At 40.0% G+C, this 12,274-nt stretch carries 10 protein-coding genes; 2 read left to right on the forward strand and 8 right to left on the reverse strand.

Annotated elements, in window-relative coordinates; genetic code table 11:
- The first annotated feature begins 5 nt into the window (after positions 1-5).
- Positions 6-1,673, forward strand: a complete 1,668-nt coding sequence (locus tag FL972_RS15780) for a mechanosensitive ion channel family protein (protein WP_144606809.1) — start codon at positions 6-8, stop codon at positions 1,671-1,673.
- Between the two features lies 1 nt (position 1,674).
- Here the strand turns inward: FL972_RS15780 and FL972_RS15785 are convergent, their stop codons facing one another.
- Genes FL972_RS15785 through FL972_RS15800 form a run of 4 tightly spaced genes read right to left on the reverse strand, consistent with a single transcriptional unit; the run spans position 1,675 to position 7,883 of the window.
- The gene (locus tag FL972_RS15785) at positions 1,675-3,312 is read right to left on the reverse strand and encodes a hypothetical protein (RefSeq protein ID WP_144606811.1); all 1,638 of its coding nucleotides are present in this window, start codon (positions 3,310-3,312) and stop codon (positions 1,675-1,677) included.
- 2 nt (positions 3,313-3,314) lie between these two features.
- The gene (locus tag FL972_RS15790; protein WP_144606813.1) at positions 3,315-4,469 is read right to left on the reverse strand and encodes a DUF4249 domain-containing protein; all 1,155 of its coding nucleotides are present in this window, start codon (positions 4,467-4,469) and stop codon (positions 3,315-3,317) included.
- Positions 4,469-7,213, reverse strand: coding sequence for a TonB-dependent receptor (locus tag FL972_RS15795; protein ID WP_144606815.1), 2,745 nt, complete (start codon positions 7,211-7,213; stop codon positions 4,469-4,471). The genes FL972_RS15790 and FL972_RS15795 overlap by 1 nt, the downstream gene beginning before the upstream one ends.
- Positions 7,206-7,883: a hypothetical protein gene (locus FL972_RS15800; RefSeq protein WP_144606817.1), complete on the reverse strand. Its 678-nt coding sequence runs from the start codon at positions 7,881-7,883 to the stop codon at positions 7,206-7,208. The genes FL972_RS15795 and FL972_RS15800 overlap by 8 nt, the downstream gene beginning before the upstream one ends.
- Before the next feature lie 151 nt (positions 7,884-8,034).
- Here FL972_RS15800 and FL972_RS15805 point away from each other — a divergent pair, with 151 nt between their 5' ends.
- On the forward strand, positions 8,035-8,946 hold the full coding sequence (locus FL972_RS15805) for a sugar phosphate isomerase/epimerase family protein (RefSeq protein ID WP_144606819.1): 912 nt from the start codon (positions 8,035-8,037) through the stop codon (positions 8,944-8,946).
- Between the two features lie 270 nt (positions 8,947-9,216).
- Here FL972_RS15805 and cysM read toward each other — a convergent pair whose 3' ends face one another.
- Genes cysM through FL972_RS15825 form a run of 4 tightly spaced genes read right to left on the reverse strand, consistent with a single transcriptional unit; the run spans position 9,217 to position 11,765 of the window.
- Positions 9,217-10,095, reverse strand: coding sequence for a cysteine synthase CysM (cysM, locus tag FL972_RS15810; RefSeq protein WP_144606821.1), 879 nt, complete (start codon positions 10,093-10,095; stop codon positions 9,217-9,219).
- On the reverse strand, positions 10,082-10,927 hold the full coding sequence (locus tag FL972_RS15815) for a serine O-acetyltransferase (protein WP_144606823.1): 846 nt from the start codon (positions 10,925-10,927) through the stop codon (positions 10,082-10,084). The genes cysM and FL972_RS15815 overlap by 14 nt, the downstream gene beginning before the upstream one ends.
- Before the next feature lie 18 nt (positions 10,928-10,945).
- A complete protein-coding gene (locus tag FL972_RS15820; protein WP_144606824.1) occupies positions 10,946-11,497 on the reverse strand; it encodes a hypothetical protein in 552 nt (183 codons plus the stop codon).
- Positions 11,478-11,765: an FtsB family cell division protein gene (locus tag FL972_RS15825; protein WP_091652892.1), complete on the reverse strand. Its 288-nt coding sequence runs from the start codon at positions 11,763-11,765 to the stop codon at positions 11,478-11,480. Before FL972_RS15825 ends, FL972_RS15820 begins: the two co-directional genes overlap by 20 nt.
- Positions 11,766-12,274: the final 509 nt, after the last annotated feature.

The following is a 12,274-nucleotide window of genomic DNA, read 5'->3' on the forward strand; positions in this document are numbered from 1 at the left end:
ATCTTATGCTTCAGAAATTTCTAGTCAACTGCCTTTTCACATTCTTTTTTATTGGATTTGCCTCTGCGCAGCTTATCACCGATAATCCAAAAGTTGAAACAGTCGCCAAGGAGGTAAATTTAAGCTCACCCTACCATACCACGCTTACTTTCTTCTATAACCTGGAGGAGAGCAATTATAAGCCTGAAAGAGCTTCGAGAGCCTTGGATTTCACAGGCTTGGAAGAAGAGTATGACGATGAAAAATTGAGTGTCAAGCTTAAGCAGATTTTTGAAGGGAAAGGAGTGATTATTCGCACCAGTTCCATTCCAAACTTACCTAATTACCAAGACACTACTTCGGGCGCACCTGAATCGGTTTATTTTTTTGATAAATCAAAAATGCCTGGGGTATTCCTGGAGAAAGTTGGAAAGCAGTGGAAATTTTCATCTTTCACGGTAAGTCAGATAGATGATCTCCATCAGCAGACTTATCCTTATGGAACTGACCGATTGCTCAATCTTCTTCCTAAAATAGGAAATGATGAATATTTAGGTCTTCACCTATGGCAACTGACCGGTATATTCTTTCTGATTTTACTGGTATTTGTTGCCCATTTCTTCTTCACTTTTGTAGTCGATAAAGTCCTGGTTTACTTTTTCAAAAGAGCAGGTTATCAAAAATTAGGAGAAAATTATCTTCTCCCCGTTGCAAGAGTGACCAGCTTCTATCTGATTGTGATGGTTTTATCTTTATTTCTCCCGGTTTTACAGTTACCGGTGGAAATATGGTCTTGGATTGTGATTATCCTGAACACTTTAAAACCATTCCTGATCACAGTCATTTTTTACAAATTAGTCAATGTGGTAGCCGTATATTTTGCGAGACTTGCCACCAAAACAGAATCTACACTTGACGACCAGTTAGTGCCATTGATGCGCAAAACGCTAAAAGCATTTGTGGTCATCATCGGTACCCTTTTCATCCTCAGAGATGGTCTGAACCTAGACATTATCCCATTCCTAACCGGTCTTTCTATCGGTGGTGTGGCAATCGCTCTGGCAGCTCAAGACACCATCAAAAACTTCTTTGGTTCAGTCATGATATTTATTGACAAACCTTTTCAGGTGGGCGACTGGATTACATCCGGAGATATTGATGGTACAGTGGAAGAAGTAGGCTTTAGATCTACCCGAATCAGAACATTCAGAAATTCCTTAATGTATGTCCCTAATGGAAAAATTGCAGATGCTGTATTGGATAACCATGGACTGAGACAGTATAGGAGATTTTATACTACTCTAACCATTACTTATGATACTCCTCCACAGCTGATTGAGGAATTTGTAAAAGGATTAAAGGAGATTGTCTTAGCACATCCGAATACCCGAAAGGATTATTTTAATGTTTATTTCAACAACCTTTCAGCCTATAGCCAAGACATCATGTTTTATGTCTTTTTCGAGGTACCTACCTGGCCGGAAGAGCTTCGTTGCAGACATGAATTATTGATACAAATAGTCAAGTTGGCAAATACTTTGGGCGTTAGATTTGCCTTCCCTACGCAAACCTTGCACATGGAATCTTTCCCTGAGAAAAAGGGATTAGTACCTGAATATGCGACTGAACCTGTGTACTACCAGAAAAAATTGGGTGAATTTATGCAGCAGGAGATTCATAAGAAAAACGACTAATCTAATCTTCTGCAGCTTTTACCTCGAAACAACTTTCCCAGGTTTGTGTGCTTCCATCTTCCGATTGGTATTGAATAGACATTTGGTACAATCCCGGTAAATCTGAAGTAATAATTTTGACTTCAGAAAGGTTTGCACTACCTCTGACATCTGTTTTCCAAGTTAGTACAGACCTTAAGTCTTGAAAATTTCTGATTTCCTGATGCTGACCGAATTCGGACTCAAGCTCCACGGGAATTTGGATACCTTGATAAGGAGAATAGATGGCGTTGGTCGGTAAGGGAAAGCCGCCAACATCACTTTTGTATGAAGAAAAACTGATTACCCCTTCGTAGTTCTGCTCATTTAGATAAAAAACCCTTGCAAGCACATCCAACTTTTCGAAGCTTTTTGGATTAAATGCTGCTAATTGATCCGAATTAAAAACTGGCATTCCATCTACCAGCATCAAGGGATTACCTTCAAATCGGTTCCCGAATTCATTATTGGATCTAAATTCTTTCTTCCCTGATCGAGTCCTAACTGCTACAGAAGGGACATACTCTTTGATCACCGTTTCCACACTTTCGAAGCGAGTATAATCATCGAGATTATAGGAGTAATCAGCAACAAATCCCGTGACTACCGGAACAGGTTCCTGATTCAATTTTTCTCGAAAATAAGTTTGCACTCCACTACTCAGTAATAGTTTTTGAAGCAAGCCTTGATCTGCCAATGATATCTCAAGTTGAGGGATAGTGAATCCATTCATGAAACGGGTTTTTACTGCCGGAGATTGAAGCTCAAAATTCATCAGGTCTCCATTTTGATCTGCTTGAGCAATCAAAAACTTCCAATGCTTCAGGCCACCTATATCAAAAAATAGATTTCCATTTGCATCTGGTCTATCTGAGTATAGTGCTGACTCTATTCCATGAACAGAAAGAAAGTAAACCTTAGAGGTATCCACTTCATTTGGGTTCACTTTGGCAGCTACGATATGTCCAAACAATTCAGGTATTAATACTCCCCCGGCCTTTCCTTCATACAATTGGGAGGATGGTATTTGTTTTTCCTCGTCCAAGAATGGATTAACCAAGCTTACCTTGAGCTCTTGGATTTTTTGTCCCTTTAATTCTTCAGGAATATCTATAGTTTCCTTAGAATTGAATTGATCTTTGCTCAAAGTATAGCTCCCTTTTTGCTGTCCTTTTTTGATTATTTGCTCTGACCTATTGGCTACTACCTTCGGAGGGATCCTTGGATTGAAAATAGTAACCAATTGTTGCTTCATCCCATTTTCCAAATTGAGCAAGGGACTGATTCGGGTATATATTCTCAATAAATAATGATCAGAAGGAAGATTGGAAGGAATTTCCAAAAAGTGCAATGCCTTTCCTTGGTCTAGCAAGATTTTCCCTAAATGAACGGACTCATTTTCCCGATTTAACAATTCTGCATACAGCACCTGGGAGGAGCTAGGCTTCCCTTTCTGAGTAACTTCCGCAGAAATCCATATTTTTTCTTCAGTAAAATAAATAGTCTTAGGAATACTGTATGAAACCTGTTCTTCTATCAGGTTTTGACTGAAAGCATTGGGCAAGTGATATATAAAAGCAAGAATCACTAGGCATATGGGACGATAAATTTTAGGCAGCATGCTCATTCTTCCCAAAAATCAGGTCTTACATTAGTTCCTCTTCGAGTACAGTCCACGCATCTTGGAGTGGAATACCTATAGCCAATTGGCTCAATGGCATTTTCGAGATAAATAGGCAAAGCCGGTATGTTGATTTCGGAGCGGAAAACAGCATCATAATTTGCTACCAAAACCGTATCGGCAGACAAAAAGCATCCTGCATACTCAGGAACTTCCGGCCTCCATGGTGCCACTTCTCTAATATCAATAAAAAGCCTCTTTTGTTGAACTTTCCCTAAACTCACCTGCCCAATTACCGGAACATCAGGGTTTTGGTCTTGCTTTATATTTCCTCTAATATTCGAAGGGAGTGGACTAAAAATCGAGCCTAAATCATCTGTGTTTTTCTTTAAAATTTCCCAAAATTCAACTGCATCTTTGCTTAGAGCCTTTTGAGAGATCAAAATACTGTAGCGAAGGGAAAGTCGCTCATCTCCTCGATTGATTTGCTTGATAGACTGTCTAAAAACAAATTGATCTTGAAATCTAGAGGAGGTCTCTAAAATCAGATCAGAATTTAAGGCACTTCGATAGCATAAATCAATTCGCTCTTCGGCTGGACGCGGAATAATTCTTTTCAATTCTGGATCATATTTGTCAAAAGAGATAATTGGAGGGCGAAAAGCCCACGTTTCCTCGTAAGTCCAGAGAAAATCATCTGCATCAGGATTACCTTTGGTGGTCAAAAACACCTCTACACCAGCCTCATTTTGTTCAAAACCAACATCAATAATCTCAGGCGTAATTACAGGCTTCAATTCACTGGAAGTATAGCTCGTACCGTCATTGAGAAAAATCCTTAATTGATAAGTTTCATTTTCAGGAATATCATGTTGGAATTCATAGGTACCCTCACCTCGCTCTAAAAAGGAATATCTCGCGCCGGAACTGCTTTCCAAGTAAACAGTAGCGCCAAGCGCTGAAGGATTGAAATTAAATTCATCTTGGATATTGGAAGTAAAGCTCAATCTTAAATTACTACTTAATCCTTCCGAATCGAGATAACCTTCAACCACCAGAACATTGAGATCCCGTGCTTCAATCTCTGGCTCAAAAGGCTCCCTGCACCCCCAAAAGAGCAAAAGAAGCAAGTAAAAAGAAAGGTTCTGTATTTTCATCAAAATCTGAAATTGTAAGTAATAAATGGAATTGGTTTAGCAAAAATGGATAATTGATACCCTCTTAATTTTCCTTCTACCGGAGTGTAATAGACTGAATAAGGATTACTTCTACCCAACACATTGTATACCCCGACCGACCAGGATGAATGGGCGAGTTTTTTTACTTTATGATTTCCTTCCAAATTGACAGAAAGGTCAACTCTGAAATAATCCGGAATTCTATAGGCATTTCTATCCGAAAAATAAACCCTTTCGGATCCGCCATACTCAAATTTTGAAATAGGTAAGGTTACCGGCCTTCCGGTGCTATAATTGCCATTTAAAGAAGCATTTATTCGCTTACTCAATTCGTAATTTGCCACTAATACCACATGGTGGGGCTGATCAAAATTACTGGAGTAAAAAGCACCCTGATTGATTTTTTCAATACTCGGTTCATTTGAGGTTCTCAGTAAGGAACGAGAATATGTATAAGCCAGAGAGCCTTTTAAAATGCCTGTGTTCTTCTTCAATAAAAATTCAATACCATAAGCTCTGCCGAGGGAATTGAGTACATCTTGCTCTATATCCTCATTTAGAATAATAGAGGCTCCCGACCTATAATCCAGAATATTACTCATGTACCGGTAGTAGACTTCAGAGGAAAATTCAAATTTTGTTACTCCAATATTTTGATAATATCCTAAAGAAAACTGCCCTCCTGTTTGAGGCTTGATATATGAATCACTGAGTTTCCAAGAGTCCGTAGGAGCAATTACAGAAGTATTGGAGAGCAAATGAATGTTTTGCCTAGTTGTAGTAAACCCGGCTTTAATTGAAGACTGGTTGGTTAAGTTATATCTACCAGAAAGCCGGAACTCTGGTCCATGATAGGTCTGAATAGTTTCTCCTTTCCCAAAATTTCTTTCACCTGTAAGGTTGCTCTCAATTATGGGGGCGCCGGGCACATATTCTTTCACGGTATTGGGACCATAAAATTGATACAACATATATCGGCCTCCATAACTAACTGAAAGTCGTTCGTTGATCGTCCATTCGTCTCCAAAATAGATTGCTAACTCCCGCGCTTGTTCATTTTCCAAATCCTGAGGAATTACAATTGACTCTGTGCCAAAGGGGTTATTTGTCCCAGGATTTAATTGGTATTGGATTGCGTGGAGTCCAAATTTATATATATGGTTGAGGTCCTTTCTGTATTCCCAATCGGTTCTCAAATGGACTTGCTTTACATCAAAATTGAAATCAAATGCATTTAAAGGATTATCCTGCCCTATTATTCCAAATTGATATGCATCATACCCAGCAGTAAACCGAGCTTCCAACTGTTCATTATAAAAGTGACGCCAAGTTGCAGCTACATTTAGATTTTGATAGGAATAGGTAGTGTCAGGATCAAAGGCAAACTCATCTTTGGAAATGTAGCTAGTGACTTCCAAATGATTTTTCTCGTTAAAAATATGCCTCACATTGGCATTAAAATCATAAAAAGAGGCTCTTGAACCATTTAAGGCAGCTTCATCATCCAATAAATTCAAAGCCCAATCAGAGTAAGTAGATCTCCCACCTAGAATAAAAGTGGTCTTTTCTCCTAAAGGACCTTCCAAGCTCAATCTGCCAGTCATGATTCCTATACCTCCACTTCCACCGATTTTATCAGATCTTCCAAACTTTGGACTTACCTGAAGCACTGAAGAAAGCCTGCCACCATAATTGACAGGAACAGAACCTTTGTAAAGCTCCACTCCTGCCACCATATCAGGATTGAAGGCAGAGAAAAATCCAAAGACATGTGCAGGATTAAATACGGTCGATTGATTATAGAGAATTAGATTTTGATCAGCAGCACCTCCTCTTACATTGAAGCCAACACTCGCCTCTCCTACAGTATTTACACCGGGCATGGTTAATATCCCTCTCAGCACATCCACTTCGCCCAAAATAGCCGGAAGACGCTTTACTTCTGCCATAGAAATGGATTGAACTCCCATTTCAAGTTTGTTAATATTGGACAGTGCCCCGGAGCTTACTACTACTTCATCTAAAGAAAGAAAACTTTCCTGTACCTCCATATTTAAGACTCCATTTCCGAAAAGCTCTATTTGGCGCTGCTCTTGATAGCCTCCTGGATTTTGAATTATTAAAGTATGTCTTCCTTTAGGCAGGGTGATTTGATAGTATCCATTTTCATCAGTGATGGACTTTTGAAAACCAATGTTTTCATAAATCACTGTTCCCAGCATGGGCTCACCATTTTCTATGTTGCTTACTTTACCAGATAGCACCGCGGTCTTTTGAGCGGGGTCTTCTTTGTCCTTTCCGATTTCATATCTCATGTTCCTGGCAAAGGCACCTAAATCTTCCTGTTGATCTGTTGCCAACTTGGAAACCTGGTTTTTAGGCTCAAAATATCCTCTTACAAATTCAACAGGCATTTTTCTTCCTGAGGTAATAAAAACCCTATTATCGGCAGCTATGGAAAACTTCCAGCTGGTTCCTTGAAAAATTGCGGTCAGGAGATCATCTAATCCCCCCTCTTTCGCCTGGATATTAACCGAAACTTCTTCCATCAACTTCGGATCAAAGACAAAGCGATAGGAGGTTTCCTTTTCTATGAGCTCAGCAAACCTTTCAAAAGATACTCCCGCAAAAAGTCCTGTGATTTTCTCCTGCGTTTGAGCCTCTGCTAGGCCAAAGGACAAGCAAAAAACTCCTAGTAATGCGATTAAAAATCTTTTATTCATTTTCAGTACCTATTGATTGTGAATGAATTTGAATTAACATCTTTAGGTATCGTCTCTTGTTGCTTCCATAATAAATACCTTTTCTAGTCAGATTCTCCCGGACAAGTTTTTTACTCAATTCCAGAGTTTTAATCGCAGACTTTTTTGTTTTTATGGAAAAAAACTGGCTACCATCCCAAATAAAAAAATCTTCGAACTCCTCATATTTAGCCACATAATCTCCTAATTCACGTGTGGGTTTCGGAATTTTATAATGCTTGGCGAGCAAGGTCACCCTTCCCTCTTCCACGATTTCATAAAATCCATTTTTATGATGAGCGTAAGACTCATTTCCAGTCAACTGCTTGAAATTACTTCCATCCCCAAGTCTAAATGAATTGATTTTGGCTGGGTTTATCAGAAGCTTTTGCATGTAAATGGGATGTACTGTAATGACCTGATCATACCTTATATCATATAAAAGAGGGATGTCAGGGTAATACACTTGATTGATGGTTAAGCCGCCGTATTCAAAAGACCTGCCCTTCAAAAAAGGAAAGCCTTCATGGTTTTTGGGAGGCTCAGGGTATTGGGCTCCAGTGATCAACTCCTGAAAGAAAGGTAGCTTTTCCTGGTAAAATTCCAGGTTAGCCAAATTTTCTTGGAGGCTCTGAGCAAATGCCCCAACCATTGATAGGCTAATTAGGCCCAGTAAAAAAATTCTTTTCCTCATGGTCGAAAATACGAGAGAATCGATTTTTGATTCAGGTTTTTAAAAATTATGTTTAGAAAGGTAAAGTTTCCTTTTAGAAGGAAAAATCTATCCACTAAATGAGCCCCATATGACCAGTAGAAGACAAGTACTCAAAAGCATTGCCCTTTCATCCATAGCAGTGGGAGCTCCTCTTGCTGTAACGAAAGCAGCGGAAAAAACGCTACCTCAGTTTCGGTATTCTCTAAATACTTCTACCATTAGGGGGCAAAAATTGAGTCTGCCTCAAATCATCGAACTCGCCGCAAGGACAGGATATGATGGCTTTGAACCATGGATGATGGAGATTCAGACTTATTTGGATTCCGGAAAAAGTTTGGCTTCACTCAAAAGATTAGCGTCCGATGCGGGCCTGGAATTTTTCGATTGCATTGGGTTTCCTACCTGGATGTCCCAAGATGCTGAAAAAAGTAAAGTTGGATTTGCTCAAATGGAAAAAGAGATGGGGGTCTTGGCAGAATTAGGCTGCCCTCGCGTAGCTGCTCCTGCTATTGGTTCGGAGGCACCTTTAGACTTGATGGAAGCGGGAGAGAAGTACAAACGATTATTGGAGCTTGGGAGGAAAACAGGCGTAATGCCCCAACTGGAATTCTGGGGAGCTTTCCCTTCATTTCATCATTTAGGTCAGGCCATGATGGTTGCTGCTGTGGCCAACGATCCTGATGCAAAAATACTTGCAGATGTTTACCACCTTTTCCGGGGAGGCTCTGGTTTTGAAGGCATGAAACTATTGGACGGGCAAGCCATTGATATTTTCCATATGAATGATGTACCGGGGGATATTCCGCGATTGGAGCAACAAGACAAGGATAGAGTTATGCCAGGCGACGGGACTGCTCCCATGCAACAACTTGCCAATACGCTCAAAGCCAAGGGAAAACCCATTATTCTGTCCTTAGAGCTTTTCAATCCAACCTACTATGCCATGGATGCTGGTGTTGTGGTGAAGGAAGGATTGGAGAAGATGAAGCGGTTTTTTTGAAAAAAGTTGGACTCATTTAGTCTGAGCTTAAAGACAAAAAACAAGTCTTTATTTATGATTAAATAATCTGATTATCCGCAATCATGCCAGTTGCCTTATTTTCCTTGCTTGACTGTTGGATACTTCGACTTCGCTCAGCACAGGCGACCGAAGACCCAGCCACGGCAGGCAAGCGAAGCTTCCGGATTCTGATCCTTTCAGCAGACAAGAAACCATATTTTTGTCAATACTGGTAGGAAAGCGGATGTCCATATTAAATAATTATGCTTCTCAGCCGAACAAATCTGAACTCAAATACCGGTCTCCACGATCGCAAGTAATGCAGACAATCAATCCTTCTTCAAGTTCTTTGGAAAGCTCGATAGCTGCATGTAAAGCTCCGCCACTACTCATTCCGGCTAATATTCCTTCTTCTTTGGCCATCCTGCGCGTCATTTCAGTCGCCTGATCCTGTGAAACATCCATCACTCGATCTACTCTATCTTTTTCAAAAATCGCAGGCAAAAATTCCGGAGACCATCTTCTGATTCCTGGAATGCTCGATCCGTCGGTAGGCTGGGTGCCCACTATCTGGATTGAAGGATTTTTTTCTTTGAGATATCTAGATACCCCCATGATAGTACCTGTGGTACCCATTGCAGATACAAAGTGAGTAACTTTCCCCTGCGTATCATTCCAGATTTCTGGTCCAGTGGTTTTGTAATGGGCCAAATAATTATCCGGGTTGGCAAATTGATTCAGCATGAAATAGCCTTCTTTCTCATTCATTTCCTCTGCCAGAGTTCTAGAGTACTCGATGGTTTTAGCTGCTGGTGTTAAAATAACTTTTGCCCCATAAGCCTCCATGGAAAGTACCCGTTCCCGAGTTGAGTTGTCCGGCATAATCAAGGTCATATCCAGCCCCAAAACTTTGGCAACCATTGCTAATGCAATACCAGTATTACCGCTGGTAGCCTCAACCAATTTATCACCCCTTTTTATTTCTCCTCTATCCAAGGCAGATTGAAGCATATTAAATGCTGCTCTGTCCTTGACACTTCCGCCCGGGTTTTGGCCCTCCATTTTGCAAAGAATCTTAACTTTTGGATTGGTCGGGATATGGGAAAGCTCCACCAAAGGAGTATTGCCGATTAATTCAAATAGCTTCATGGGAATCGTTTTTGAATACATACACATCCGTCACTTCTGAATCTGCATGGTACATCTGGGCCTGATAATAAACTTTAGACCCTGCTACCACTGATTTAGTCAGCCAGACATTTCCACCAATAGTACTCCCTTTTCCAATGACAGTTTCTCCGCCCAAAATTGTAGCGCCCGCATATATCACAACATCATCTTCAATAGTTGGATGACGCTTGCTATCTGCATCAGCTTTCGCTACGCTTAAGGCTCCCAAAGTAACTCCTTGATAAATTTTTACATGCTCTCCTATTACTGTGGTTTCTCCGATCACTACACCCGTACCATGATCTATGCAGAAATATCTTCCGATTTTAGCTCCCGGATGGATATCAATTCCAGTACGACTATGAGCTATTTCTGTGATCATTCTGGGAATTAATTTAATTCCCAGCATATGCAGTTCATGAGCAATTCTATAGGCAGCTATCGCATAAAAGCCGGGATAAGAACGAAGAATCTCAGTTCTGGATTTTGCAGCTGGATCCCCTGAATACATTGCATCCACGTCCAAGTGAATCCAATCGTATACTTTCTCCAGTCTATTGAAAAACTCAGCCGCCAATTCCTTTCCGTTTTGACCATGAAGCTGGGTATTCCTTTGAAGGATCACTTCCAAAGTGAATTGGCTTGCGGCTAGTTTCTGTTCTACCTCAGACTCATCCTTGATTTTTTGTACAGAATATTCTGGAAATAATAATCCCAAAACCTCTTCAAAAAACTGCTGGATTACCTTGGGAGAGGGGCAATCTGAGCACTCCTGATGAGCGCTGTGAATTTTAGAAACAAAAGAATTCATAGGTTTGAGTTGAGAGACTTACAACATAAAACCAACTCGAATCACATAAGGTTCACCATAAGGAGACCTTAAATTATCATGAAGCACATTATATAGGAAAGTAAAGTTGGCTCCTCCCCTTCCTCCACCGAAAGGAGCAAAGTAGCCTCCCCCTAGGAACAGGGCATTGGACCAAATCCGCTCGTACCGATCAAATTGATCATTATAATTTTCAAAATTCAAGGATTCAAACTCTCCATGAATAAAGATATTCGGGAGTACATTGAACCTATTAAATACTCTTCCACCATAAGCGGAAAATTCATTCCCAAAAAATCTTCTGTCATTAAAATATTGATAAGTAGCACCAACCCCGGCTGAATATCTGTTGGTGATCATTACTCCAACTAAGGGTGAAATATCCAATAAAGTGATGGTACCAAACTGCATCCCAAAGTTTCCTCCAAAGTACAGTCTGTCTTTAAATGATACAGAATCTGAATAAATTTCTCTTTGGGCCTGCACTTGAAAAAACAGACCAAAGAATAAAATAAAAGTGAGCGTGAGAAGTTTATTTTTTGACAATAACATAGAGATCTTCGCTTGGCTTCTTCATCAGGTATTTTTCACGGGCAAACTTCTCTAAGAGTTCGGGATTACTCATTAATTCTTCTCTTTCAGACTTAATTTTCACTTTTCGCTCTTGATAATATTCCTTTTGATCCTCCAGTTGATTCAGTTTTTGACTTAGTTTAAACTGGTTTACCAAGTTATTGGAGTCAATAAAAATCATCCAAGACAGGAAACAAAGAGTTGCCAATCCATAAAAATTACCACCTAGTTTGAGAAGCTTCTTCATAGTATACACAGAATAGAAAGTTAAATTACAAAAATGATGCGAAAATGAAGCGAGTGGAGGATTATTATGAATTGTGCTATCTCTAAAAGTAAAAAATGCTCACAGCGAGGCAGCGACGCAAAGATTAAAACTCCCGCAAGATAAAGTTAGCAGTTTGGGAAACGCTGAAGTCTAAAGTGAAAAATCTGAAAAGCAGACAGGGAGCTGGGGGAGTAAGTAGTAGACAGGTATCAGTAAGCAGTGTCGTCACTGCGAACCCGTCATGTTTTTTTGTTATGACAATCAGCTTCTTGTTTTCGACTGTCACTATTAAGGAGTAAGACTTGGGTCGGGTGAAGCAGTCTCAAAAAGGCAGAAATCTTAAGTAAGAAATCTGATAGAAGGCTGCCAAGACTATGTTCGCTTTGTGCCTATGTGGTGAAAAAAATAATATCAAAGAAGAAATTGACTCTTATTATTCAAACCACTTCTTTTTTAAACAAAAAATCCCCTGTCTTTGTGACAGAGGA

This window comes from Algoriphagus algorifonticola, from assembly GCF_007655305.1.
GTDB classification, from domain to species: domain Bacteria; phylum Bacteroidota; class Bacteroidia; order Cytophagales; family Cyclobacteriaceae; genus Algoriphagus; species Algoriphagus algorifonticola.

Bases quoted from the DNA above. Each gene is read 5' to 3' on its own strand.
- FL972_RS15825 (WP_091652892.1), bottom strand. From the start codon at position 11,765: ATGAAGAAGCTTCTCAAACTAGGTGGTAATTTTTATGGATTGGCAACT.
- FL972_RS15785 (WP_144606811.1), bottom strand. From the start codon at position 3,312: ATGCTGCCTAAAATTTATCGTCCCATATGCCTAGTGATTCTTGCTTTT.
- FL972_RS15800 (WP_144606817.1), bottom strand. From the start codon at position 7,883: ATGGTTGGGGCATTTGCTCAGAGCCTCCAAGAAAATTTGGCTAACCTG.
- cysM (WP_144606821.1), bottom strand. From the start codon at position 10,095: ATGAAGCTATTTGAATTAATCGGCAATACTCCTTTGGTGGAGCTTTCC.
- FL972_RS15820 (WP_144606824.1), bottom strand. From the start codon at position 11,497: ATGTTATTGTCAAAAAATAAACTTCTCACGCTCACTTTTATTTTATTC.
- FL972_RS15780 (WP_144606809.1), top strand. From the start codon at position 6: ATGCTTCAGAAATTTCTAGTCAACTGCCTTTTCACATTCTTTTTTATT.
- FL972_RS15805 (WP_144606819.1), top strand. From the start codon at position 8,035: ATGACCAGTAGAAGACAAGTACTCAAAAGCATTGCCCTTTCATCCATA.
- FL972_RS15790 (WP_144606813.1), bottom strand. From the start codon at position 4,469: ATGAAAATACAGAACCTTTCTTTTTACTTGCTTCTTTTGCTCTTTTGG.
- FL972_RS15795 (WP_144606815.1), bottom strand. From the start codon at position 7,213: ATGAATAAAAGATTTTTAATCGCATTACTAGGAGTTTTTTGCTTGTCC.
- FL972_RS15815 (WP_144606823.1), bottom strand. From the start codon at position 10,927: ATGAATTCTTTTGTTTCTAAAATTCACAGCGCTCATCAGGAGTGCTCA.